25 protein-coding genes and 1 tRNA gene are annotated in these 23,949 nt (G+C 70.8%); 9 read left to right on the top strand and 17 right to left on the bottom strand.

Going from position 1 to position 23,949, the window contains the following annotated elements:
• The first annotated feature begins 249 nt into the window (after nucleotides 1-249).
• Complete coding sequence (locus LG324_RS04735) at nucleotides 250-1,275, top strand: LacI family DNA-binding transcriptional regulator (protein WP_404352243.1); 1,026 nt, start codon at nucleotides 250-252, stop codon at nucleotides 1,273-1,275.
• Nucleotides 1,276-1,307: 32 nt separating this feature from the next.
• Here LG324_RS04735 and LG324_RS04730 read toward each other — a convergent pair whose 3' ends face one another.
• Nucleotides 1,308-1,856 carry a MarR family winged helix-turn-helix transcriptional regulator gene (locus LG324_RS04730; protein ID WP_404352241.1) on the bottom strand — a complete coding sequence of 183 codons (549 nt, stop codon included), beginning with the start codon at nucleotides 1,854-1,856 and terminating at the stop codon, nucleotides 1,308-1,310.
• 92 nt (nucleotides 1,857-1,948) lie between these two features.
• Between LG324_RS04730 and LG324_RS04725 the strand changes: the two genes are divergently transcribed.
• Nucleotides 1,949-2,524 (top strand): NADPH-dependent F420 reductase, encoded by a 576-nt coding sequence (locus LG324_RS04725; RefSeq protein WP_404352239.1) that lies wholly within the window; start codon nucleotides 1,949-1,951, stop codon nucleotides 2,522-2,524.
• 3 nt (nucleotides 2,525-2,527) lie between these two features.
• On the opposite strand, the gene LG324_RS04720 is transcribed toward LG324_RS04725, so the two are convergent.
• Nucleotides 2,528-2,827, bottom strand: coding sequence for a hypothetical protein (locus tag LG324_RS04720; RefSeq protein ID WP_404352238.1), 300 nt, complete (start codon nucleotides 2,825-2,827; stop codon nucleotides 2,528-2,530).
• Nucleotides 2,828-2,872: 45 nt separating this feature from the next.
• Nucleotides 2,873-4,060 (bottom strand): MFS transporter, encoded by a 1,188-nt coding sequence (locus LG324_RS04715; RefSeq protein ID WP_404352236.1) that lies wholly within the window; start codon nucleotides 4,058-4,060, stop codon nucleotides 2,873-2,875.
• Nucleotides 4,061-4,193: 133 nt separating this feature from the next.
• Here LG324_RS04715 and LG324_RS04710 point away from each other — a divergent pair, with 133 nt between their 5' ends.
• Complete coding sequence (locus LG324_RS04710; protein WP_404352234.1) at nucleotides 4,194-4,631, top strand: MarR family winged helix-turn-helix transcriptional regulator; 438 nt, start codon at nucleotides 4,194-4,196, stop codon at nucleotides 4,629-4,631.
• A 40-nt stretch (nucleotides 4,632-4,671) separates the two neighbouring features.
• Here the strand turns inward: LG324_RS04710 and LG324_RS04705 are convergent, their stop codons facing one another.
• The gene (locus LG324_RS04705; protein WP_404352233.1) at nucleotides 4,672-5,238 is read right to left on the bottom strand and encodes a 2'-5' RNA ligase family protein; all 567 of its coding nucleotides are present in this window, start codon (nucleotides 5,236-5,238) and stop codon (nucleotides 4,672-4,674) included.
• Nucleotides 5,239-5,472: 234 nt separating this feature from the next.
• Between LG324_RS04705 and LG324_RS04700 the strand changes: the two genes are divergently transcribed.
• The 3 genes from LG324_RS04700 (at nucleotide 5,473) to LG324_RS04690 (ending at nucleotide 7,276) form a co-directional block, all read left to right on the top strand.
• Nucleotides 5,473-5,545: transfer RNA gene (locus LG324_RS04700), tRNA-Lys, on the top strand.
• Between the two features lie 76 nt (nucleotides 5,546-5,621).
• Nucleotides 5,622-6,077 (top strand): helix-turn-helix domain-containing protein, encoded by a 456-nt coding sequence (locus tag LG324_RS04695; protein ID WP_404352232.1) that lies wholly within the window; start codon nucleotides 5,622-5,624, stop codon nucleotides 6,075-6,077.
• On the top strand, nucleotides 6,074-7,276 hold the full coding sequence (locus tag LG324_RS04690; RefSeq protein ID WP_404352230.1) for a tyrosine-type recombinase/integrase: 1,203 nt from the start codon (nucleotides 6,074-6,076) through the stop codon (nucleotides 7,274-7,276). The genes LG324_RS04695 and LG324_RS04690 overlap by 4 nt, the downstream gene beginning before the upstream one ends.
• A gap of 88 nt (nucleotides 7,277-7,364) precedes the next feature.
• On the opposite strand, the gene LG324_RS04685 is transcribed toward LG324_RS04690, so the two are convergent.
• Nucleotides 7,365-8,849 (bottom strand): hypothetical protein, encoded by a 1,485-nt coding sequence (locus LG324_RS04685; protein ID WP_404352229.1) that lies wholly within the window; start codon nucleotides 8,847-8,849, stop codon nucleotides 7,365-7,367.
• A complete protein-coding gene (locus LG324_RS04680; protein ID WP_404352227.1) occupies nucleotides 8,846-9,199 on the bottom strand; it encodes a hypothetical protein in 354 nt (117 codons plus the stop codon). The genes LG324_RS04685 and LG324_RS04680 overlap by 4 nt, the downstream gene beginning before the upstream one ends.
• Nucleotides 9,200-9,454: 255 nt before the next feature.
• On the opposite strand from LG324_RS04680, the gene LG324_RS04675 reads away from it, so the two are divergent.
• Together LG324_RS04675 and LG324_RS04670 are read left to right on the top strand one after the other, a co-directional pair.
• Entirely contained in the window at nucleotides 9,455-10,294 is an 840-nt protein-coding gene (locus tag LG324_RS04675) for a hypothetical protein (RefSeq protein WP_404352226.1), read from the top strand.
• Between the two features lie 256 nt (nucleotides 10,295-10,550).
• Nucleotides 10,551-11,492 (top strand): hypothetical protein, encoded by a 942-nt coding sequence (locus LG324_RS04670; RefSeq protein ID WP_404352225.1) that lies wholly within the window; start codon nucleotides 10,551-10,553, stop codon nucleotides 11,490-11,492.
• A 105-nt stretch (nucleotides 11,493-11,597) separates the two neighbouring features.
• Here the strand turns inward: LG324_RS04670 and LG324_RS04665 are convergent, their stop codons facing one another.
• The 8 genes from LG324_RS04665 to LG324_RS04630 all read right to left on the bottom strand — a co-directional run bounded on the left by LG324_RS04665 (nucleotide 11,598) and on the right by LG324_RS04630 (nucleotide 17,188).
• Nucleotides 11,598-12,365 (bottom strand): cation diffusion facilitator family transporter, encoded by a 768-nt coding sequence (locus LG324_RS04665; protein WP_404352224.1) that lies wholly within the window; start codon nucleotides 12,363-12,365, stop codon nucleotides 11,598-11,600.
• Complete coding sequence (locus LG324_RS04660) at nucleotides 12,365-12,742, bottom strand: ArsR/SmtB family transcription factor (protein ID WP_404353124.1); 378 nt, start codon at nucleotides 12,740-12,742, stop codon at nucleotides 12,365-12,367. Before LG324_RS04660 ends, LG324_RS04665 begins: the two co-directional genes overlap by 1 nt.
• A 213-nt stretch (nucleotides 12,743-12,955) precedes the next feature.
• Entirely contained in the window at nucleotides 12,956-13,291 is a 336-nt protein-coding gene (locus LG324_RS04655) for a YnfA family protein (RefSeq protein WP_404352223.1), read from the bottom strand.
• 252 nt (nucleotides 13,292-13,543) lie between these two features.
• Entirely contained in the window at nucleotides 13,544-13,969 is a 426-nt protein-coding gene (locus LG324_RS04650; RefSeq protein WP_404352222.1) for a MerR family transcriptional regulator, read from the bottom strand.
• Nucleotides 13,966-14,289 (bottom strand): hypothetical protein, encoded by a 324-nt coding sequence (locus LG324_RS04645; RefSeq protein ID WP_404352221.1) that lies wholly within the window; start codon nucleotides 14,287-14,289, stop codon nucleotides 13,966-13,968. The genes LG324_RS04650 and LG324_RS04645 overlap by 4 nt, the downstream gene beginning before the upstream one ends.
• Before the next feature lie 83 nt (nucleotides 14,290-14,372).
• Nucleotides 14,373-14,936, bottom strand: coding sequence for a DinB family protein (locus tag LG324_RS04640; RefSeq protein ID WP_404352220.1), 564 nt, complete (start codon nucleotides 14,934-14,936; stop codon nucleotides 14,373-14,375).
• A gap of 588 nt (nucleotides 14,937-15,524) precedes the next feature.
• On the bottom strand, nucleotides 15,525-16,877 hold the full coding sequence (locus LG324_RS04635) for a dihydrolipoyl dehydrogenase family protein (protein WP_404352219.1): 1,353 nt from the start codon (nucleotides 16,875-16,877) through the stop codon (nucleotides 15,525-15,527).
• Nucleotides 16,874-17,188, bottom strand: coding sequence for a thioredoxin family protein (locus LG324_RS04630; RefSeq protein WP_404352217.1), 315 nt, complete (start codon nucleotides 17,186-17,188; stop codon nucleotides 16,874-16,876). The genes LG324_RS04635 and LG324_RS04630 overlap by 4 nt, the downstream gene beginning before the upstream one ends.
• A gap of 55 nt (nucleotides 17,189-17,243) precedes the next feature.
• Between LG324_RS04630 and LG324_RS04625 the strand changes: the two genes are divergently transcribed.
• Nucleotides 17,244-17,645, top strand: a complete 402-nt coding sequence (locus LG324_RS04625; RefSeq protein WP_404352216.1) for a heavy metal-responsive transcriptional regulator — start codon at nucleotides 17,244-17,246, stop codon at nucleotides 17,643-17,645.
• A gap of 237 nt (nucleotides 17,646-17,882) precedes the next feature.
• On the opposite strand, the gene LG324_RS04620 is transcribed toward LG324_RS04625, so the two are convergent.
• From LG324_RS04620 to LG324_RS04610, 3 genes are all read right to left on the bottom strand, one after another.
• Nucleotides 17,883-21,170, bottom strand: coding sequence for a LysM peptidoglycan-binding domain-containing protein (locus LG324_RS04620; RefSeq protein WP_404352215.1), 3,288 nt, complete (start codon nucleotides 21,168-21,170; stop codon nucleotides 17,883-17,885).
• Nucleotides 21,167-21,673, bottom strand: a complete 507-nt coding sequence (locus tag LG324_RS04615) for a TadE/TadG family type IV pilus assembly protein (protein WP_404352214.1) — start codon at nucleotides 21,671-21,673, stop codon at nucleotides 21,167-21,169. Before LG324_RS04615 ends, LG324_RS04620 begins: the two co-directional genes overlap by 4 nt.
• Nucleotides 21,674-22,545: 872 nt before the next feature.
• Nucleotides 22,546-23,949 (bottom strand): NADH-quinone oxidoreductase subunit N, encoded by a 1,404-nt coding sequence (locus LG324_RS04610; RefSeq protein WP_404352212.1) that lies wholly within the window; start codon nucleotides 23,947-23,949, stop codon nucleotides 22,546-22,548.

Raw genomic sequence — 23,949 nt, 5'->3', positions numbered from 1 at the left:
CGGTGGCGATGCGCCGCCTCCGGTCGGTCGTCGCGGCGGCCGGGCCGGCCGCCGCCGTCCCTGCCGCTCCGACCGCCAGCGCTCCCGCGCCGGTGATGAGTCCTCGTCGAGTCAGGTCGACCGTCATGACGCCTCCTGCGTGCTCGTGGGCCGGTGGTCACACCGCCCTGCAGGTCCGGTGGCCGGGCGGCCGTGGACGTCCCGGGCGAGACGCTCGATGATGAACGTGTTCACCACAAGGGGGCGCCCATGACCTCTCGCTACCGCTCCCGGCCGACCGTCCGCGAGGTCGCGACGCTGGCCGGCGTCTCCCCTGCCACCGTCTCGAACGTCATGAACGGCACGGGCCGGATGGCCACACCGACCCGCGCGCGAGTCCTCGACGCCGTCCGCGAGCTGGGCTACAGCCCGTGGACGTCGGCGCGGGCCGGCGAGCGGGGCGGCACCGGGGTCGTCGGGTTGACCCTCACGCTCTACGGCGACCACCCGGTCGACTACCTCGAGATCTCCTACTACCGCGAGCTGGTCCTCGGCGCGATGGCGGAGGCCCTGCGCCGCGGCTACCTCCTCCTCGTCCTGCCGAGCTCGCTCACCTCGTGGGCCTGGATGTCGACCCCGCTCGATGGCGTCGTGCACAGCGAGCCCCGCGCCGACGACCCGGTGCGCGAGATCCTGCTGCGGCGCGGCATCCCGATGGTCAGCGCGGGCCACCCCGGGCCGACGGCACGCGACGAGCTGTGGGTCCACAGCGACACCGCCGGCGCCATGATCATGGCGCTGGACCACCTGTGGGAGAACGGATCCCGGCGGCCGGCCCTCCTCCTCCCCCAGCACGACGACGCCTTCCCGACCCAGCTGCTGGCCGGGTGCGAGGCCTGGACCGCACGCACCGGGGTGGCCGTGCGCATCGCCCCGTTCGCGCCCCTGCCCGACTACCGCGGATCGGAGACGGCGGCGGCGGCCGCGCTCCTCGCCGGGGACGATCGGCCGGACGGCGTCGTGGGCGTGTACGAGGACTCCGGCCACCACGTCCTGGACGTCGCCGACCGCACCGGCCTGCAGGTGCCCCACGACCTGCGCGTCGTCTGCATCACCGACAACCCGGCATACGCATCCACCAGACCGCCCCTCCCGTGCATCGCCTTGCGCGCGAACGAGATCGGCCGCGAGAGCGTGGACCTGCTCATCGACTCGATCCACGGCCGCCGCCGCCTCGGCCGACATCGGCTGGTGCCCCCGCGGTTGGTCCTCCACGCGCCCGGTACCGCCTCCTGAGCAGCACGGACCTGAGGTCGCCCGGCCTCTCCTCAGCCGGTGGGGCCGTCGGCCCCGAGCCCGTCGAAAGCCCTCGTACGCCCTTCTGTGTCGAGCGTGGTCAGCACGGCATCGCAGATGGCGGTGAGCTGCGCGACCTGACCCGGCCCGAGGCCGTCGAACACGCGGCTGCGCACCTCCCCGACGTGCTCCGGCGCGGCGGCGACCACGGCGTCCCAGCCTGCATCCGTGAGGTGGGCGTTCGTCGCGCGACCGTCGCCAGGACAGGGCAGCCGTTCGACGAGGCCCCGGTCCTCCAGCCGGCGCACGACGTGCGAGAGGCGGGGCAAGGTCGAGTTGGTGCCGTGCGCGAGAGCACTCATCCGCAGCACGCGGTTCGGCGCCTCGGAGAGCCGGGCGAGGAGGTAGTACTCGAAGAAGGTCAGCCCGGCGTCGCGGCGCAGCTGGGAGTCGAGGGCTCCGGGCAGGAGCTCGAGGACCGAGACCACGCGGATCCACGCGGCCCGCTCGGCGGTGGAGAGCCAGCGCGGTTCGCGGGGCTCGCGGGAGGACACCGGGGTCGAGGGGTCGTCGGCAGGCACGGAGACAGTCTGCCGCGGCAGTGGTTGTCGGTACAACTATTCGCTGCTACGTTAGTTGTCGGAACAACCAAATCATCCCAGGGAGACACGTCATGACCGCAGTGAGCATCATCGGGGCCGGGTCCATGGGCTCGGCCATCGCCGCCCTCGCCGAGAAGGGCGGTCACACGGTGCAGGTACTCGGCCGCGCCGACGCCGACCAGGCCGTCACGGGTGACGTCGTCGTCCTCGCCGTGCCCTATCCGGCGCTGCACGAGATCGTGGGCGCCCGCGCTGCCGAGCTCGCCGGCAAGGTCGTCGTCGACATCACCAACCCCCTCGACTTCGAGACCTTCGACACGCTCGTCGTGCCGGCCGACTCCTCCGCGGCGGCCGAGCTCGCCGCCGCCCTGCCCGACGCGCACGTGGTCAAGGCGTTCAACACGAACTTCGTCGCCACCCTCACCTCCGGGACGGTCGGCGGTCGGCCGACCGCGGTCCTCGTCGCGGGTGACGACGCGAACGCCAAGGCGACGCTGTCGGAGGTCGTGACCTCCGCCGGCCTGCGTGCCGTCGACGCCGGCAGCCTGCGCCGGGCGCGCGAGCTCGAGGCGCTCGGCTTCCTGCAGCTGACCCTCGCCGTCGGCGAGAAGACCCCCTGGACGGGCGGCTTCGCCCTCGAGGCCTGACCCTCAGGTCACCGGTTCGCCGTCGACCCACGCCGCGGTCGTGTGCACGTCGCGCACGACCGGCGGCGCCGGGAACCCTCCGCCACCCAGCCGCGCGAGGGCGGGTCCGAAGACCTCGGCGTTGAACCTTTCGAGACCGGCCTCGGTGTCCCAGAGCTGCACGACCTGCCAGCCGCCCTCCGCCGGCCCGGCGGCGAAGGCCCGCCGTCCGGGGGGCGGTGGGACCTCGCCGACCGCCTCGACGACCGCGGCCCAGTGCTCGGCGGTGGCGCCGGGGAAGAACGCCAGACGGAGGAAGGCCATCCGCCCACGGTAGGCGCGGCGGCCGCCGCCGTCACCCCTCGCCGGTCAGACCAGGGCGGGCTCGGCGGGCTCGACCACCTCGGCCGTCCGGCGCGCCCGTCGCGCCGCCGGGAGGAGGACGAGGAGGCCGAGCACGGTGATGCCGGCGCCCGCCCAGATGGGCGAGGTGTAGCCGAGCCCGGCGGCGATCGCCATCCCGCCGACCCAGGCGCCGAGCGCGTTGCCGACGTTGAAGGCGGCGATGTTCGCACCCGACGCGAGGGTCGGGGCCTGGCCGGCGAAGCGCATGATGCGCATCTGCAGCCCGGGCACCGTCGCGAAGCCGAACCCGCCCATGAGGACGAGCAGGACCACCGTCGCGACCGCCGAGGACGCGAGCAGGGCGAAGGCGACCATGACGGCCGTGAGGCCCGCGAGCACGACGACGAGCGTGCGGTCGACGTCGCGGTCGGCGGCGCGGCCGCCGGCGAGGTTGCCCACGAAGAGCCCGACCCCGAAGAGCACGAGCAGCCACGGCACCCAGCTCGCGGCGAAGCCGGAGACGCCGGTCAGCGTGTAGGCGATGTAGGTGAAGGCGCCGAACATCCCGCCGAAGCCGAGGACGGTCACCGCGAGCGAGAGCCAGACCTGGCCGCTCGCGAAGGCCCGGACCTCGGTGCGCAGGCTCGTCGGCTGCCGATCGTCCGCGCCCGCCGCGGGCACGAGCGCCGCGATGGCGACGAGGGCGAGCACGCCGATGGCCGTGATCGCCCAGAAGGTGGACCGCCAGCCGTACGCCTGCCCGAGGAAGGTGCCGAACGGGACCCCGAGGACGTTGGCGACGGTGAGACCGGCGAACATCGTGGCGACGGCGCCGGCCCTGCGGTCCGGTGCGACGAGCCCGGCGGCGACGACCGCGCCGATGCCGAAGAAGGCTCCGTGGCAGAGGGCCGCGACGACGCGTCCGGTCATGAGGAGCGCGTAGGTGGGCGCCAGAGCGGAGACGAGGTTGCCGACGACGAACAGCACCATGAGGCCGAGCAGGACGCGCTTCGGGCGCATCCGGGCGGTGGCCATCGTGAGGAACACGCCGCCGACCGCGACGGAGAGCGCGTAGCCGGAGATGAGCCATCCGGCGGCGGCCTCGGAGACGGCGAAGTCCGCGGCGACCTCCGGCAGCAGGCCGGCGATGACGAACTCGGTGAGTCCGATGCCGAAGCCGCCGGCGGCCAGGGCGAGGAGTGCGAGGGGCATGACAGGTCCTTCTCGGGATGGGTGCACGCGGCGATATCCCGCGTGCGCAACTAACTCGGACGACGGTAGTTGCACACGCGGGATATTGCACAACGCGATAGGATGGCAGTACGCCCGACCACGAGGAGGACCGATGGGGATCAGCGACAGCGCCGTGGAGGTGCGCGCCCAGGGCTGGCGCCGGCTCGCCGCCCTGCACGGGCTCATCGAGTCGACCCTCGAGCGCTCGCTCTCCGACGAGCACGGGCTCTCGGTCGTCGAGTACACCGTCCTCGACACGCTCTCGCGCCAGGACGGCTGGCACCTGCGGATGACGCAGCTCGGCCGCGCGGCCGCCCTCTCCCCCAGCGCCGCCACCCGGCTCGTCAACCGGCTCGAGGACCGCGGGCTGCTCACCCGCATCCTCTGCGCCGACGACCGTCGCGGCATCTACACCGAGCTCACGCCCGCCGGCCGCGAGCTGCTCGAGCAGGCCCGGCCGACGGCGGACGACGCCCTGCACGGAGCGGTCGAGCAGGCCCGTGCGACACCGGAGCTCGCCGACCTCGTCGGGGCCGTCGGCCTCGCCTGAGGCGACCGACCGGGCGGGCCGCTGCCGGCCGGATCGACCGCTAGGACGGGACGACGGTGGGGAGGTCCTCGAAGACCTCGAAGGAGTGGCCGGTGTCGCGGTTGACTCGGCTGAGGATCTGCACCGCCGAGATCTCCCACTCCTGGCTCTCGTACCGTTCGAGCGCCTCGACCAGGTGCTCGAGGACGGGCACCGTGGTCTCGGGGGTCACGCGCGCCACCGTGAGGCGGGGCACGAAGATCCGGCGGTCGACGTAGAAGGCGTGGTCCGCGACGAGCGGGGGCAGCCGGCGCGCGATCTCCGCCAGCGTGTCGAGGTCGCCCTCGAGCTTCATCGCGATGCTCGGGTCGGTCTCGTCCTCGAGCGCCCAGACGCCCGAGAGCCGGACCTTCGCGACGAGGCCGAACCGCGTCACCGGCCAGTAGAGGGCCTCGTGCAGCCGTCGGGCGTCGGGGACGGTGAGGTTGCCGAGGCCGATCATCCTCAGCCGGAACGCTCCCGAGTGCGTGAGCTCGAGCTGCTGCCGGGCACCGGGGACGCGCGCGGCGATGCCGGTCACCGCGTCGCGGATGTGTTCGGGCGGACGCACCGCCACGGACACCTGCATGGCACCTCCTCGCTCGTCGGGTCCACGACATCGTGGCACTGTCGGCCCCCGCGTTCCGGAAGGCTCGGGCCGTCACCGTCCGACGCGACCCGGGCAAAGGGCCCGTGGACGGCCCACCGGTCCGGTCCCTCCGGGGACGACCGGAGGTGACGCTACCCTCGGTCACGCGGGTGGACGGGACATCCGGGCCACCGGATGTCGTCGGTGGGCTCCACGACGACGTCCCCCACCCTCGGGCCTCTAGCTCAACGGTCAGAGCTGCGGACTTTTAATCCGTAGGTTGTGGGTTCGAATCCCACGGGGCCCACTCTGCAACACCCCAGGTCAGGCAGGCTCTCGACGAAGAATCGAGAGTTCTGATGGATGGTTTTCGAGTGCGAGCGGTGCAGTTTCCGGTGCAGTTGCCCACCCTGGTGAGACAGTGTGAGACTGTGCGGCCGTATCCGTCGCAGGGCGTGTCACCACGGGTCAGGGTGTCTCAGGCTCCGCCCGATCTGACCACCCGCACGCCGTCCCGGGCGTTGGTGGCCGTGACGGAGATGACCCCCACTGAGATCCGCTCGATCACCGAGCGCATCGAGGCACGGCTGGAGTCCATCGCCGAGCACGAGTCGGCCATCCGCAGCGACCTGCAGGCGCTGGCCGCACTGACCTCGCCGCCGGGTGATGACCACCTGCTCGACGTCGAGGAGGCAGCCGACTGGCTCGGAGTCTCCCGGGCCACGATGTACCGCCTGTTGCGGACCGACCCACGCCTGCGGTGCGTGAAGATCGGGACTCGCACGCGCTTCCGGCCCGACGACTTACGGTGCTACACGGCAGGTGAGGCCGCGTCGTGAGCCGGACCCGGTCGGCCAACGGCCGGTCGTCGGTCTACCGGGACTCCTCGGGGACCTGGCACGGGTGGGTGTCGATGGGCCGCGACGAGAACGGCAAACCGGTCCGCCGGCACGTGCGGGGTCGGACGCGGGCCGTCGTCTCCGAGCGGGTCGCCGACCTCGAGCGGGAGCGGGCGAGCTCGGCGGGTCTCGCAGCAGCCAACCGCCGGCAGACCCTCGGTGAGTGGCTCGACGAATGGCTCGTGCTCGTCAAGCGCAGCCGGAAGCCTCGCACGTTCACGACCTACGACGCCCTGGTCCGCACCCACTGCCAACAGCTGCGGTCGGTCAAGCTCCACGAGGTCACCGTCCGGCACATCGACGACCTGCTGCACCGCGTCGCGACAGCAGTCAGCCCCACGACAGCCGGCAACCTGCACCGCACGCTGCGGTCCGCGTTCACCATCGCCGTTCGTCGCGGTCTCATCGCTGCCAACCCGTGCCGCTACGCCACCGTGCCTCGGGTCGCACACGTGGAGGTCGAGCCGCTCACCGTGGCCGAGGTGCATCGGCTGCTGAGCATCGCCGCCGGCGAGCGCAACGCAGCGCGATGGGCGGTCGCGCTGGCGTTGGGGCTACGCCAGGGTGAGGCGTTGGCTCTCCAGTGGTCGGACATCGACCTGGAGAACGGGACGCTGGCGGTCCGCCGTCAGCTGCAGCGCCACCCGTGGGAGCACGGGTGCGTCGAGAGCGAGCCTCGACACCCTCCCGCCGAGTGCCCGCAGCGTCACTCCGGCGGCTTGAGGTTCGACGACACCAAGAGCGGCGCGGGGCGGCGGGTCCTCGCTCTTCCACCGCAGATGGTCCCGCAGCTCCTCGATCACCGACGTGCCCAAGCCGCCGAGCGTCTGGCGGTCGGCTCCGCCTGGGCGGAGCACGACCTGGTCTTCCCTCGCCCGGGTGGTGGGCCTGCCGACCCACGGAACGACCACCGAGTCTGGAAGCGGCTGCTGGCTCGTGCGGAGATCCGCGAAGCCAGGTTGCACGACGCCAGACACACCGCCGCCACCATCCTGCTCGCCCAGGGCGTCGACGGCCGGGTGGTGATGAGCCTGATGGGGTGGAGCCAGGCCGTGCTGCTCACCCGGTACCAGCACGTCATGGACACCATGCGGGTCGAGGCCGCCGTGAAAGTCGGCACCGCGATCTGGGGTGACTGAGCCGAGCCGGTCTACCGAGAGTCGGCAGTGATAGGGCCCGATGTCCCGCATGTTCGGGACGTCCTTGATCAGCGCGGGGGCGGACAGATCAGCGTTCGCAGCGCGGACCGGCCGGTCCCTGTGCGATCCCCACTGCGAACGAGCGCTCCGCGGTTTCACGTCCGAGGCTCTTTGGCTGGTCGGTCGCCGGGGTCTGCGATACCACCCGACCGGTGAGCGGCGCGCCGGCACTCATGGCGGTGGCGGCCGCGTCGGTCGCGGCGTCGGCGGCCTTGCTGAGCTCGGCCCAGACGACAGGCAGCAGTGGGACTGCGCGGTTGGCCAAGAGGTCCTGGGGGGTGATGTCGACGCTGTGGGGGCTGTGGTCGAGGATGCGGGGGTCGAGGGACGCCCTGCGCGCGGCGGTGGCGATCTCGTGGATGCCTCGGGCGCCTCCGGTGAGTCGTTCGTCGGTCATCGCGTCCCGGGTGACGTGCGCCAACTCGAGGTTGGCAGCGAGGGCCTGGCCGACGAGGTCGGGCAACCGGCTCAGGTCGGTGCGTTGCCCGACCACGTCCGCGGTGGCGGCGCGGTTTCCGTCGACGAGGATCTCCCGCAGCGCGGCCCGCACCTCGAGGCTGGCGGCGGTCAGGGCTCGGTCGGCTCGGCGTTCCAGCGGCGGGGCGAGCGTGGCCAGGGTCGCGGCGAGGGTCTCCCACCGGTCCTGGGTGGTGGCGATCGCGGTCTCGAGGCGGCGCCGGTGCTGCGCGGTGTCGATGTGCCCGGTCTGGCTGGCCGCGTGGAGCAGGGCGTCGCTGCCGCTGAGGATGACCGCCTGAGTGCGTGCGGTGAGCATGAGCTCGGACGTGCGGGGGGTGTTCACCAGGGAGCGGTGGGCGGCGACGTCCCAGCGGGCGAGGGCGTCGGCCAGACGGTTGGCGATCGGTGGCGCCCGGTGCTCACCGGCCAGGGCGCCGGGGTAGGTCTGCGCAACGTAGGCTCCGGCCACCCGCTCGAACGCGGCGATCCGCTTGTACGCCGTCCGGGCCTGCCTCAGCGACTCCCCTGCAGGGATCGCGCGTCGGGCGGCGTGCACCTTCTCCAGCGCCCGCACGTGCGCGGCGAGGGCGACCGCGACGCCGTGAGCGCCGACGTACAGGGTGTGCATGATCCGCACTCGTGCGGCGTCGCGGTCGGCGAGCGCGCGAGCGGTCACCGGAGGGTGCTTGCGGCTGGCGTACCGCTCGACCAGCCCTTCTGCGCGGGCGAAGGACTCGGCGATCCGTAGATGGCGGTCGTCGGCAGGCCCGTCACCCGGCCAGCCCCGGGCGCCGCTGCGGTGCTGCGCCCGGCTCATCGAATCCAGTCGCAGGATCGTCAGGTCGGAGGCGTCCGGACGTGCTAGGGCCTCGTCTCCCACCGGCCCGGAAGCGGGTAGGGCCTGCCACAGCTCGGAGGCCGCCTGGACCACCTCGCCCCAGGTACGCAGCATCGTCGCCGCGTCCATCTCTGCGACGTCGACCAGGATGGTCCGTGCTGTCGAGTCGGCCTCCAGGAGCAGCTCGCCGACGCTGCGTCGGTCGATGTCGCTCACGGGGCGCTCTCCTGGATCAGGTCGCAGATGTCGACGACCAGCTGCGACGTCCCGGGCGGGAACTGCTCGATCGGCAGCAGCCGCAGACAGCCCTCGGCCGCGCGCACCAGCTCCTGGACGTTGGTCGCGAGAGCATCGGCGCCGGGGACGTCGACGTCGAGGCCGGAAGGAAGCAGTCGGGCGGCCTCACACGCGGCGAGGTCGAGCCCGAGCCCGAGGAAACGCTTCTGCGGGCTCGGGTCGGTCCGGACCTCGGACCATGTCAGGTCAGACGCGTGCGCCAGCAGGGCGGCCGTGTGGGCCAGGATCGAGCGGGCGTCGTCGCGGGTGGGTCGGGTATCGGTGCTCATGGTCGTCGGGCTCCTCGTGCGGATCGAAAGGGGTTGCCTCCCCATCCACGCAGCACGCCGGCGGCCGCGACAGGACGCTCTGGGGGCCTGTGGACAACCGGCCTGGGATGTCATGGGTGGGGATGACACTGCTTCTCGATGGCCGAAGGCCGCCGACCAGCGCGTGATGGTCAGCGGGTTTGGCGGTTGAGACTTCTGCACCAGCAGGTCAGCCACTCCTGAGAGGTGGTCGAGATGAGAACGACGTCGAGGAAGGTGCTCGCCTACGGGCCGGCAGTTACGTTCAGCGGGCTGGTCACGGTCATGCTCGGAGCCCTTCTCCCGCCGCTGGTCGGGCTGGTCGCGTTTGTTGCGCTCGTGGTCCTGGCCGTCGCAGTGCTCTCGAAAGTGGCGGAGGGTCCGGTGGTGAGGGTCGTGGGGCAGGCGCGGTCGTTGGCGGCTTTGGAAGTCGACGCGCTGGCCCCGGCCGTCGGGTTCGCCTGCCAGCACGGGGTGCCATTGGCGACGCTCGAGCTCCGCGTCCGAGAGTCCTGGGCGGCCGTCGCTGCCTACGGCGTCGGTCGACGGACCGTGGTCGTCACCGGCGGCTACATCCGAGCAGTACGCGACGGGAGACTCCCGGTGGACCAGGCCGCCGCTGTCCTGACGCACGGCGCCGCGGCTGTTGTCAGCGGCGCGGTCCGGGCCGACCTCGCCCTCGATCTCTGCACGCTCCCCTGGCAGATCGCCCGCGGCATCCTGTCCGCCCTGACCGCGCCCTTCCGCCGGTCACCGCTGCTGTCGCTCGCGTGGAAGGGTCGCTTCGTCGTCGCCACGATCGCTGGCGTCCAGGCAGCCATGGCCGGCCAAGTCGGGGTGGCGGTCGTCATCGTGACGGTGTGCGCACTGACCTACCTGACGGGTAGATGGGAACGCGCGTGGGCGCGGGCTCTGGTCACGATCGGCGACACCGCGGTACGCGAGGCCGGGCTCGGCGACGCCCTCGCACGCTTCCTTCTCCGCCGCTCGAGATCATTCGAAGCCCACGAGCGAGCGCACGCCCTCTCCCGGCCGGCACACCGAGCTCGTCTCGCGGCGGTTCCTATGCCCCACTGACTCGCGCCAAGCCGCTGGCCGTCCTTCACTTCGCGGCGGCGCGTAGCAGGCCGGCTCCGGCGCCCGGACGAACGCTGATAGCGGCTCCTCTGCTCGTAGCCGCGGTGGGCTGCGCAACCTATTCGCGGCTCAGTCACTGCCCGGCCGCGTCGCCCGCGTCGCTCACTTCGACCAGCGCGCACCGCGGTGTCCATCGCTTGTTCGCCCCCCGCATTGGTCCACGACGGCGAGGTCGCGCGAGCACCAGGGGCAGACAATGGCCTACAACAAGGCGTGGCGGGTCAACTACGAGCGCGAACGCGCCCAGGGCCACCGACGGTACGTCCCTGCCGAGGACACCCGCGTCCGGCTGCAGACGCTGGTGGACGCCCACGTGTCACTCCGGACGATCGCGCGCGCGTCTGGACTCAGCGACACCTCTGTCGGCCGCCTGGTGGCGGGCGAGCAGCGCTTCGTCCGGCGAACAACGGCGCGCCGCGTCGCCGCTCTGCGCTTCGCCGATGTCTTCGAGCAAGAAAGTGGCAACGTCCCCAGCATCGGCACCATTCGGCGCATCCAGGCATTGATGGCCATCGGGTGGCGCAAGTCAGACCTCGAAGCCGCTGGTGTCCCCGCCTCGAACCTGATCACACGCCCTGACCGCGAGTGGGTCACCGCGACCGGTTGGAGACGGACCCGCGACGTCTACGACCGCCTCAGCATGACGCCCGGCCCATCACAAGTGTGCCGCGACCGTGCCCGAGCGCGCGGATACCTACCTCCGCTCGCGTGGGACGACGACACCATCGACGACCCACGCGCAGTCCCAGCAACGGCCGCGGCAGGCCCCCACGAAGTCGACCAAGTCGCCGTCGACCGGGCTGTCGCTGCGGGCACCGCCGGCGTGACATGTGAGACCGCCGCGCTCCTGACCCCGGACGAGCGGCTCGCGGCCATCCGTGTGCTTGCCTTGAGGGGATCGTCCGACACCGACATCGCCCGCGCCGTCGGTGTGGTTGACCGAACAGTCCTGAGACTCCGTCAGCGCAATGCCATCGAGTCGATGCATCCGGCCGCCAAGGCCGGGCCCCTCCGCTGTCTCCCGGTCGACGCCTCCGGGACCGAACGACTACAGCGCTCTCAGCGGCTGAGTAGCGCCGGACGTGACAGCACGGCGACTCCGCTGGCCCAGAATCCAGGAGCAGCAGTCGGACTCTGACGTCATCAGGGTCCTTGCTGCCGGCCCCATCGACCGGACAGCCCGGCGGCACGCCCTATGGCGGCGAATAGACGCAGGTGTGGACCTTCCGTCGCGCCGGTGAGGTCAGGTGTCTTTGCGGGTGTGCAGGGTCAGAATTTGCGGTTGGGGCGCTGACGTCGGGGCGCAGCGCTCGTCGTAGCAGCTCCCCTCGGCGCAGGTGCAGTCGGCGCTTTGGTCGGGGCCGTGCCCGCTGTGGGTCGGACCGCAGCAGCCCTGGCCCCGCCATGCCTCGCGGCCCTCCTTGACGGCGACCGCGGCGATGACCAGGCCGGCGATCGGGTCGGCCCAGGACCAGCCCAGGGTCGCGTTGAGTACCAGCCCGACCAGCAGGACGGCGGACAGGTAGGTGCACAGGAGGGTTTGCGTGGAGTCTGCGACCACCGCGTTCGAGCCCAGCGCCCTACCGGTCTGGCGCTGGGCCCAGGACAGGAACGGCATGACCACGAGCGAGGCGACCGCGAGTCCGATACCCACGGGCGAGGAGTCCGGGTCGTGGCCGGTGATCAGGGCCCGGACGGACTCGAACGTCACGTAGCCGGCGAGGGCAAAGAAGGACAAGGCCATCAACCGCAGTGCCCGCTGCTCACGTGACTCGGGCATCCGGTGTCGGAACTGCCACAGGATGATCAGCCCGCTGGACACCTCCACGATCGAGTCCAGCCCGAACCCCACCAGCGCAACGGACCCGGCGACCACGCCGGCGGCGATGGCGATGACGGCCTCGATCACGTTGTAGGTGACCGAGGCGGCGGCCAGGAACTGGGCTCGCCGTCCCAGCCGCGCCTTCTCGCGAGCATCCAGCGGGACGTAGACGTGGGCACGCGTGGCCATCAGGAACGCTCCAGCGTGGTGGTACCGAAGTTCGGACACAGCGTGACGGCGTCACCGGTGAGGGCCAACAGCCGCTCGGCAGCGGACAGCAGCTCCATCACGGTGTCCGTGTGGTTCAGCGACCACATCGACGCTCGGCCGTGCGGGCGAGAGGCCACCAGGCCGCAGTCCTTCAGGCAGGCCAGGTGCTTGGAGACCGTCGACTGCGCCAGGCCCAGGTGGTAGGTCAAGTCCACGACCCGGTGCTCACCCACTGCGAGATGGCGCACGATCGCCAGCCGGGAGGGATCGGACAATCCGTGGAACAGGCACGCTGCCGCGGTGAGGGCCGTCCTCTCAGCCGTCTCGCCGGTTCTCACTCTTGGTAGCGCTGTCATCGCCATGCGGCGATGCTAAGTCACCGTAGGGGCACATCGTCAAGCCCGCCCTCCCATGCCTCGCGCGGACCGGCTACGCCCACCCGGCCACGCAACGATCCAAGCCGTCGACAGGCGGCGCTATGCAGCAGGTGCCGGGACTAAAGGTCCGACCGAATGTGCCGACGAGCGGTCAAGGTCGTCAGGATTCAGGAGTGAGCCGCATGGGTGCAATCAGGTGCTGCGTGGGGCGTACATGATGACTGCGACACCTAGCAGGCAGATCAGCGCGCCGGTGATGTCGTAGCGGTCCGGTCGGAACCCGTCCATCACCATCCCCCAGGCCAGGGAGCCGGCCACGAAGACGCCTCCGTAGGCGGCCAGGATTCTGCCGAAGTGCGCGTCGGGTTGGAGGGTTGCGACGAAGCCGTAGATTCCCAGGGCGATGATGCCGGCCCCGATCCAGGCCCAGCCGCGGTGTTCCCGAACGCCTTGCCAGACCAGCCAGGCGCCGCCGATCTCAGCTATCGCTGCCGCGACGAACAGGGTCAGGGAGCGGGCGACGTTCATGCGCTGATTGTGCCTGTGGTGCAGGTAGCGGGCGGGGCCGGCTCCCGCGTCTGCGGCGGAGGATCAACGCCATCACTGTCATGCCGGCGACGACGATTGCGAAGATGACGCCGGCGAAGACCAGGGTGGCGGCGGTGGCTGCCGCTCCGGCGCCCGCGATGCCCAGGAGGGCCAGAACCGAAGGGGCGCAGCAGATGGCGCACGCGGCCGCGCCACCCCCGATGAGGAGGCGCCTCGACCTGGCCTGTTCGGTCATGAGCGACCGGCCCGCAACTCGGCGAGCTCGACGAACGAGATCGGGCAGCAGTCGCTTCCGGCGCACACGTGGAGGTCGTCGCAGCCGGCCTCGATCGCGGCGACCAGGGTGTCGCGGATCGCCTCCAGGTCGATGATGCGCTGCTGCACCTCGGCGAGCTTTGTCCGGGCTCGCTGCTGCAGTCCCCAGTCGCGACCGTGCCGACGGCCGACCTCAACCAGGTCAGCGGCCTCCTCGAGGGTGAACCCCAGTCGCTGGGCGGCCTTGATCACCCGGAGGGTCGTGATCGCCTGCTCGTCGTAGAGGCGGTGCCCGCCCGGGCTGCGATCCGGTGTGCCGAGCAGTCCCCGGCGTTCGTAGTAGCGCAACGTCTCCCGATTGACCCCGGCAGCCTGTGCCACCTCGCCGGCACGCAGGCTCACACCGACAGCCTCGCGGCCCGTTCGGCCAGAGCCGTGAGGATGTCCATGTGCTCGGGTGGCACCGTGATCTCAAGAGTGAGGTCACTCGCTGACCCCTGGATGGCGAACGTGAAGAACGAGCAGCACGCACTCTCCCGGTCGGCAAGGTCCCGGACTCGTTCTCGGAGAGCGTCGTCACCTGTCATGTGCATCCGCACTCGTCCGCCATCCGTGTGAACCGAACGCACGGCTTCAGTGAACAGGGCGTCGAACTCCGCAAGCCTCAACGGGCGCTCAGTCGTCGGAAGCGTGCACGCGCCGGTGGTCATCAGGTCGTCCATCCCGCAAGGCTAAACCTGTACCTCAGTACCGGATGCAAGTGTTGCGCCACGGACCCTGAGGCTCGTCCACTCAGCCTGCCGACCTAGCCGCCGTTGGCAGGGTTGCCTGTGAGCGTGAGCTGGGCACGGTGGTGCCGGTAGTGCAGGGCCGGGTACGCGTAGACGTCGGCCATGCTCATGCGGGGCTGGAAGTAGGGGTCCCAGCTGGTCGGGAACGGCATGGATCGAGTCAGTCGCGCCTCGGGCTCCTCCTCCAGTCGGTTGATCAGGTGCTCGATGGTGTGGTCGCTGAGACGTCCCATCCGGTCGCGGTTGAACACCAATGCCCCACCGCATGACCCCGCATAGTTCACCCAATGAAATGGTCTCCGGCCAGCGCTCAACGCCGCGGCGAAGGCGCGACCGACGGCCGGGGGTATCGCCGAGACCATTCGCACCAGCGGCAGCAGGCGCCGCACGACCAGGAAGCCGAAGACCATGTGGAAGAGCAGTTGCTCGTTGGTCCAGGCGGTGCCGTTGCTCCTGGCGCGCAGCCGGTCGTGGGTCGCGCCGGCGAGAAGGTGATGCAGGTCGGCCCGACACTCCTGCAGGTCCGTGGCGATCGCTGCACGGTCGACCGGGGCTGATGGGGTCGCTGCCGAGTTCACGGTTAGGTCTGCCCTCAGGGCAGGTGTCGGTCCAGGCGCCGGAGCAGTGGACCGAGCACCGGCCAGTCGGGGGCGCCGAGTCGGATGACGGCGCCGCGGGTGCGGTGGACGCCTCGGCGGAGCACCGCTGTGGGTGCGCGGCGGTGGCGGTCCGCGCCGAGCCGGGCGCGCCGATACAGCCAGTGCGCGCACCCGGCACAGACGCCCACTTCCGGATGCTCACCGAGTCGGGTCAGCTCCGAGTCCTCGAACGGGGTGCCGCAGCACCAGCAGGACGGCTGCTGCTCAGGCACGGACTCGGCGGCTGCGATCTCCATAGACCCATGTTGATCCGACCCGACCACCGATGACCAGAGGCGCCCGACCCCGATATGGGCGGCCTGACTTAGGGGGCGCGAGCTGGGCGCACTGGTCGGTGCCGGATCCGGTCCCCTTGGCTGGCGAACCCGCCTTTGCGCGGCACATGGCGCGCTCGCTGAACGCGTTGACGCGCTGGCGCCTCGCGTCGCACTGGTCGGGCAAGGCACATATTCGTCCTGAACTGCCGCGATCCGGGTGGTCGCCTGCCGGCGTTAGGGCCGCGCGGGTTCAGAGCATCGATCCGAGGTCTGACCCGACGGTGGGGTAGACCGCCGTCATGGACTTGAGCTGGCGGGTGGTCAATCCGAGCTTGATGGCGAGACCGAGGATGTTGGCGAGCTCGGCGTACTCGGGTCCGAGCAGGTGCGCGCCGACGACTCGGTCGTTGCTTCGGTCGATGAGGATCTTGGCGGCGGCGGTGGTCTCCCCGATGCGGTAGTTGGAGTACCAGCTGCTGGTGTCGTGGTAGCGGACCTCGAGGTCGATGTCTTGGTCTCGTGCCTGGTGTTCGAGCATGCCCACTCGGGCGAGCTCGGGGATGGTGAACACCGCGGTTGGGATGCCGGCGTAGTCGGGCACGGTCGTGGTGGCCTTGAGCATGTTCGACGCGGCGACCTTGCCCTCGATGACGGCGACCGGGGTCAGCGGCATCCCCGCGGTGTTGGCGGAGTCGCCGGCGGCGTACACGGCCGGGTTGGTGGGGCTCTGGAGGTGGGGGGCGACGTGCACGCCGTGCTCGTCCCACTCCACGCCGGCCGCGTCCAGGTCCAGGCCGGTCAGGTCGGGGATCCGGCCGGCGCCGTGCACGACGAGGTCGAACTCCATCGTCTCGGCGTCGCCGGATCGTTCCAGCCTGGCTTGGTAGCCGCTCCGGCACTTCTCGATCGCGGTGACGGTCGTGGAGCGCTGCAGCTCGATCCCCGCCTCTTCGCCTCGGGCGATGAGGAGCTCGACGAGATCGGGGTCGAATCCCTTCAGGGAGCGGGGGCCGTGTTCGACGATGGTCGGGGTGCTGCCGGCGCGGGCCGCGATGTGGGCGAACTCGAAGGAGCGGTAGCCGCCGCCGACGAACAGGATCCGCGCCGGGAGCGCCGGAAGGTCCAGGAAGTCGGTGCTGTCAATGAGGTGCTCGTGACCTGTGAAGTGCAGTGGGCGTGGGCGGGCGCCGGTCGCCATCAGGAAGTGCGCCGCCTCGTAGCGGTCCCCCTGGATCTCGAGGGTGTTCGTCCCGCTGAACCGGGCATGCCCGTGGAGGGTGGCGACCCCGTTATCGGCCAGGCCGTCCTCCATGTTGCGCGGGACCGGACCGGTGAAGCCGTGCTTGTGCTTCATCAGGTCGGCCCAGTTGATCGCCAGGCCGTCGTCGTCGATGCCTTTGCCGCGCATCAGTCGGGCGCTGTCGATGATCTCGGCGCCGCGGCGCAGGATCTTCTTCGGGTCGCACCCCCGCAGGGCGCACGTGCCGCCGTAGGGAAGGGCATCGACAATCGCGACGCTCCAGCCCTGCGCGGCGCACTTGTTGGCCGCAGCGACACCGGCCATGCCCGCCCCGATCACGATCAGGTCGTAGCGGCGGCTCATCGCTCACCCTCGGGCGCCACGCCGAGCGCCGCTCGGAGCTGCTCCACCGTGGGCGCCCCCGCCAGGCCGTCCGGGGTGCGGTAGACCCGGCAGGAGAGCCCGACCCCGGCGCCAGGTTCGGCGAAGGCGTCGACTCCGTCGACCAGGATGCTCGGCGAGCCGTGGAAGCCCACCCGCTCGGCTTCCTCGATGGTCTCGACCCGGCAACGCGTCACCGTGATGTCGGCGCGGTCCGCGGCGGCCGCGGCGAGGCGTTGATCGGCGATCTTCCAGTTAGGGCAGTCGTCGAAGTACAAGAGCGTGACGTCCATGTCTGCGACCGTAGACGTTGTACCGTGGTGCAATGTCAACGGTGAAGGTGGCGCCGTGCTGATCGGCGAGCTCGCCTGCGCGGCCGGGCTACCCACGCAGACCATCAGGTTCTACGAGCGCAGGGGCCTGCTGCCCGATCCCGAGCGCGGCGCCAACGGCTACCGCAACTACGACGCGTCCACCATCACCCGGCTGCACTTCATCGGCGCCGGGCAGGCGGCAGGGCTCACGCTGGCCGAGATCGGTGGCATCATCGACCTCCGCGACGACGGGACCGTGCCCTGCACCCACGTGGCAGGGCTCGTCGAGAACAAGCTCGCCGCCGTACGGGCACGGATCGCATCCCTCACCGCCCTGGAGACCGAGCTCGGAACGCTCCTCGAACGCAGCCGTCGCCTCGACCCCGCAGACTGCTCCGACACCGAGGTCTGCCACATCCTCCCGGCGCGGCGCTAACAGGCCGTCGGGGGCTTGAAAGGCCTCGAGACCTGTGCCGCCGCTGCCCTGATCCGCATCTCTTATGGGCGGAGTGCTCGTGCCCCACAGTGGGCGGTATGCAGCACCACCAAGGTGGCATCACGGGGGCGAGGAAGATCGAGCGCCTCGTTCTCGACGGCTCGTGGATCCCGGACCTCGACGGGTAGCGATCGACCGCACGGGGCTCCGCGTCAAGTGATCACTCCGCCACCCTGGTCAGCCTGCCTTTCTGGTTCGCTCCCGCCACGCGCGCGCCGCGACGATACGACGGGTTCGGTCAGAGATCTCTGGGGGTGCGTCGTCGTCATCCGTGCGGTTGCACACGTCCTCGCGCAGGATGCGGTCAGCCTCGGCATGGTCACCCTCGGCGTCGGCCACAGCGGCCAGGTCCAGCTTCGGGATCTCCTCGTAGGGCGCCGCGAGATTCGCTGTCTCCGCTGCGAGTCGGGCTTTGCGGATGTCGCCCGCCTCGAGGCTAAACGTCGTCACGAGGTGGGCGACGTCGACGATGGCGCACGTGATGTGGTGGTCCAGCCGGTCTCCGCTGGAAAGGAAGGACCAGCCGCCGTCGCGAAGACGGTCGAAGGGCCGGCCTTGGACAAGACGGAGAGCCTCGCAGAGATCGTGCACGCCGTCCGGTCCACGTGACTCCCCTCTAACGCGCAGGCGGCGGAACAGGTCGACGTCGACGAGAAGGTCAAGCACCTGGTAGACGCTCACGCCTTGCGTCTTCGCTGCGGGCGACTGGCGCGCGTCGGGTAGGTGAGGCTTCCCGTTCCGCGGGTTCGTGCCCAGCCAGTCTCGGACGATCCGGGCGTAGTCGCGCGCCTTGCCGGGGCTGAGCGAGAACGCGTCGGCCAGCTCGTCCGGCGTCGCGCCGTGCGGGCGCAGAGCCACGAAAGCGAGCATCTCGGTGTAGTAGGGCTTGCGCTTGGTCACCGGCGTCCCTCTCGTGCGCGCTCCGACCGGTCCCAGGAGCGTCAGCCGCGGCAGTGGGCAGTCATCCGACCACCACATGGCCAGGTCCTCGTCGAGTGTGGGATCTGAGTCCCTCACGGCATCCCCCACCCGCTCCGGTACAAAAGGCGCGAGTTCCGCCAGGTCCTCACGCGTGGTCGCACATACCTCCAGGTAGGACTCGTCGGAGTGGTCGAGCAGCGAGGACGAGGGGCCGGTGTGATCCTCGACGTCGTCGCGAGCGATGGTGTGCTCATGGCGCAGCGAACCGGCTTCGTCTGACCATGCTCGCCACCCGTCCGACGCAATCTCGTCGACCGGCATCGGCGCATCGGCCAGTTCCTCGCCCTGCGCGAGGAGAGCCGCGCACCCCCGCGCCTCGTCGCTCGTCAGGCCTACAGCCACGAGGTCGAGTCCAACGTGCGGCAAGCGCACCCGACCGTCATCTGTGAAGTGCAGCTCCACCCCGTGCTCACGCCGGCCATCTTCGAGCAGCAGGACCGAGGCCCCGGTCTGCCGAGAGTTGTCGTGCAAGAAATCCAACAGTTTGTCGATGCCCGGCACCGACGAATCCGCCGCTGCACGAGAGGCGTACTCGGTGAGATCCGCGATCAGGAGGCGAGCTGGCCACGAGTCGGCGCCATCTTGATGCGCCCGGGCGGTGGCGACATCGACTCCCGCGTCGCTACTGCGGTCGATCATGCTGGCGGCGTGGGTCAGGCACGCGGCAGCGGCGTGCAGTCCGTCGGTGGGTACGCGGAGCCGGTCGGGGTTCATCGGCTCGAGCTCATGCCCGACACCGACCGTGTCGACGGTGACGCCGTGCGACCACGGGTTGCATGCGACCTCCGCGGCGAGGTACCGAGCGAAGTCCCGTCCGAAGGTGGGATCGCCGGTAACAGTGAGCGCCAGTTCCTCGATGTTCAGCAGCCACACCTGGCCCTCGTCGTCGGAGCCGACGGTCACCAAGAGCGGGTACGGCGCCGGCTGGTCGGGGACGAGGGCTCCGACCTGATCCACCGCAGCGGTCCCGGCGAGCGTCCAGTGCATCCGGTCGTCGCTGCCGGTCCACGGATCGCCGAGAGTCGCAGGCGCAGACAGGTGCAGGGCCAGGTCATGCCGGCGGAGCTCGACAGCGGCCAGCATCGGCATCGGCGCGTTCAGCGCGGTCCCGGCAGAGGCTAGGCGCCGAAGTGCTTCGTCCATCCGCTCGAGGTCGAGGCTGACCGGTCCACCGGCGACGGTGAGCGTCCGCTCGACGGGAGCCAGGTGCGGCTCGGGCGCGGCGATGATGCGTCCAGGACGCCGGTGTCGGAGTTGTGCGCGACGGCGTCGGCGCAGCGCCAGCAGCATGGCGGCGGCCAACATCACCCCTCCCCCGGTCAGACCGGTCACCATCCATGACGCGTGGTCGGAGCCGGCGTCATCCACGTCAACGACCTCGGAAGTTTGAGCCGGTGTGGAGTCTCGGACCGACTGACTTGGCCTAGACGTGTCGATGGGCCCGGCCGCCTGCGGGACCGACTCACGAGTGGCCGGCGTTGGCGACTTCTCGGTGGTCGATGGTGTGCCGCCCTGCGTCGGCGTGAACTTCAGGTGCGGTGCAATCTCTGGTGTCTGCCGCGGGGCCGGCTTCTCCACGGCCGCCGTCTGCTCTGCGGGGACGATGAGCGTCCAGCCGGGCACGATCAGGTCGGGGTCGGTCAGTCGGCGGCCATCCGGCTGCACGGTGTTGCGAGATGCCTCGAAGATCTCTGGGTACCGCGTGGGGTCGCCGAGCTCCTCGTCGGCGAGGTCCCACAGGGTGTCGCCACGCTTCACGGTCTCGGTGTGCTCTTCGACCGAGGTCGTCTGCCGTGCAGGCTCGCTGGGGATCTGCAGAACCTCGCCGGCCGTCAGGAAACCCGGGTCGGCGCCCAGCCTGCCCCGGTTTAGGTCGACCAGCTCGGTGTAGCGGACGCCGGAGCCGAGGTGACGTTCGGCGATGGCCCAGAGGGTGTCACCACGCTGCACGACGTAGTCCGCCGTCGGGGGCGTCTGATGACGAGGCGGCGTCGCAAGGGCGACGGCCCGAGGCGCCGCGTGAGTTGTCGCTCTCGACACGTGGGTCGGGTGCCCAGCAGACGACGCCGCCACCGTCGCCGCCGTTGATGTCGCCACCACGGGGGCTGCGCTGGCCGGGCTGTGGCTCACCGGCGCTGCCGCGAACAGCAGGATCGCTGCGCCGACGAGACCCCGGGCCGCTGCCTGCGGGACAGCCAGCGCCGGCACGCGCGGGACACGGACACCACGGACGCGGGACAGGACCTCGAGGACGATCGAGCCGGTGAGGAATGCCCAGGCGCCCCACGCGACGAGCTTGATCGCGCCGAGCGCGAGGGTTCCGTCGTCCGGGCTCATCGCGGCGGCGCGGGTCTGGTCGAGGGAGGGCCAGGTGGTGGGGATGGGATTCGCGCCGACTGCGAGCAGGACGAGAGGTAGCGCGACGACGATGGCAACGATCGTCAAGGACGCCAGCAGTCCGGAGAGGCGTGTGCGCAATGTCATCGCCGAGTTCCTTCGAAGGCACGGGTGATGTTGGCTTGCGCGTGGCCGGTCACGGTCAGGCGGTTGATGCCGATGATCGACAGGAACTGCGTCGCGTAGACGGTGCTGGTGTTCACCGTGATGGTGTTGCCGCCGGTCACGGTGGCGGACCCGGAGACGTCGCTGGCGGCAAGGTAGGCGCGCGCGGCCTGGGTCGCGCGGACGGGGTCGGCGATGGCGCCTTGTCCCCGGACGGCCGGAGCGGCCTGCAACTGCTGGCCGCCGGCCCGAGCCGCTTGGCGCGCGACGTCGCGGGCGTGCTGCTGCGCGTGGACCTGTCCGCCGAGGTCGACGGCCATGCCGACGAGGACGGTCGTGATGAACCCGGCGGTGGCGAGCCAGATGGTGACCGAGCCGCGCTCATCCCGCGTCCTACTGCGCAGGAAGACGCTGAAGCGCTGGCCTCTCGACGAAGTGCTCTGCAGGCGCAGGGGTGGCGACAGATGGACGGGCACGAGTCTCACCGGTCCCGGTAGGTGTCGAGCGGCGAGGTCATCGTCGCGGTCACACTCCGGCTGCCGGGGATCCCTGGCACGGACAGGTCGGAGAGGCTGACGACGCAGGTCACCGTCGCCCGGACGGCGGCGGGTGTGCCGACCGGGGACGCGAACCCGCTCGTGTCGACCGTCACCGCGCTGTGCCCGCAGTTGACTCGCTGGTTCGCCAAACTCGACGCAGCGGCGCTCTCGGCCTCGGCTCGGGCGTGGCTGGAACTGCCATCACCAAGCCGTTCCGCCACGTCGACCTCGACGGTGACGGAGTCCCGGACGAGCCTCAGGCGCTCACCACGATCAAGAGCGCGGCGTCGGCTGCCGGTCGCGTCGCGAGGCCTTTCCGACGGGTCGACCTCGACGGCGACGGGATCGCCGACGAGTCTCAGGCACTGACGGCGATGAAGGGGCTGAAACGAGCGGTACCTCGCCCGAAGCGCCTCGGCGGTTCTCGTCCATCAGAGACGCCTGAACCGCCGAACCCCCAGTCCCCGCAGGAGCCGTCGGACTAGTGACACGCAAGATCATGAGGTGAGCCCGCCGGGGTGGCGGTCACGCAGCCGGGCACGGAACATTGATGGATGAAGACGTTGCTCCGACACGGCGAGCGCCTCCAGGGCTACCCGGAGCCGTCGTCGGTAGCGCGGCGCCCAGTCGAGGTCCTCGACCGGGTCGGCGTCGGGCGCGGGGGCGGTCGGGTTCTCGGAGTTCAGGGACTTCGCACCGGCGCCTCCGACGAGGGACCGTCAAGCCCGAGCCGGGGTTTTGCACCATGGGGACGTCCAACGTCCTGTTCGGTCCTGACAGCCGGGAGTGGCCTGTCACCTGCCGGTGCAGTCAGTTTCTCAGGGAAGCACGGTGACGTCGGCGAGGGCCAAGAGGAGGCCGGCGCCAAGACCCACGACGACCGAGATCGCCGCGCCCAGCTGTGCCGTCCGCGCGGACCACGGGCGCGGGGCCGCCAACCCCGCTGCCGGCTCCGTCCGAGCGAGTGCGGGTGCGACCCACCGGAGGTAGTAGAACAGCGACACCAGCGAGTTGCTAAGGACGACGACGGTGAGCCATGGCATCCCGCCGTCCCAGGCCGCGGTCGCGGTTGTCAGCTTGCCGACAAACACCGCCGTCGGGGGCGTACCGACCAGGCCGAGAAGGGCGACGACGAGGGCGACGGCCAGGCCCGGCCGACGACGGACGAGTCCGGTATAGCCCGCGAGGTCGCGCACGTCCGGGAGCGCCGTCGTCACCGCGAAGGCAGCGATGTTGGTCACCGCGTAGGCGGCCAGGTACAGCAGCATCGACGGCAGCGCCAGGTCGCTCCTGCCCGCGACGGCGACCGGGACCAGGAGGTAGCCCGCCTGGCTCACGGTCGACCAGCCGAGGAGTCGTCGCGGGTCCTCCTGGCCGAACGCGGCGAGGTTGCCCAGGGTCATGCTCGCCGTGGCGATGACTGCGACGAGCAGGCCCCAGGCGAGGGTGTCGGGGAGGGCGAGGAGCAGGCGGTACAACGCGATGACGGCACCGATCTTCGGCACTGTCGTGACGAAGGCCGCGGCGAGCCCGGTGGAGCCCTGCGCCGCGTCCGGGACCCAGAAGTGCGCCGGAACCGCTCCGGCTTCGAACGCCAGCCCGGCGACGACGAGGACGACCCCGGCGGCGACCGCGACGGTCGGCAGGCCCTCGAGGCGGGCGGCCAGGTCGGGGTAGCTGGTAGACCCGGCGAGCCCGTACACGAGCGTCACCCCGAGGAGCATGAGTATCCCGAAGATCGCCCCGACCAGGTAGGTCTTGAGCGCGGCCTCGGCGCCACGAGCAGTTCGGCGCAGCCCGACGAGGGCGTACACGGGCAGACTGGCGAGCAGGAACCCGACGGCAAGGACGAGGAGGTCACGTGCTCCCGTGAGCACCAGGGCGCCGGTGGCGGCGAACAGGACCAGGGCGTAGGTCTCGCTCTCGCGGTCGTTCCCGGCGACCTCGTCACCGGCCAGTAGCAGGACGAGCAGGGTCGCGACGGCGACGGTCACCCGTCCCGCGGTGGTCACACCGTCGACGACGAAGGCACCCTCGAAGGCGGAGCCGGGCACGAGCGAGCCGAGGACGGCGGCGACGGCACACCCGAGGAGAGCGAGCGCGGCGACGGCCCGCAGGCGCCACTGGCGGCGACGTGCGGTGAACGAGCCGCCCAGCAGACACGCCAGTCCGCCCCCGAAGAGCAGCATCTCCGGCAGCATGGCCAGCGGCCTCATGGCCAT

The sequence above is a fragment of the Phycicoccus jejuensis genome (assembly GCF_044797865.1).
Classification (GTDB): domain Bacteria; phylum Actinomycetota; class Actinomycetes; order Actinomycetales; family Dermatophilaceae; genus Phycicoccus; species Phycicoccus jejuensis.
Note: the sequence above shows the minus strand (reverse complement) of the source record. Positions and strands in the feature narration are given on the sequence as shown.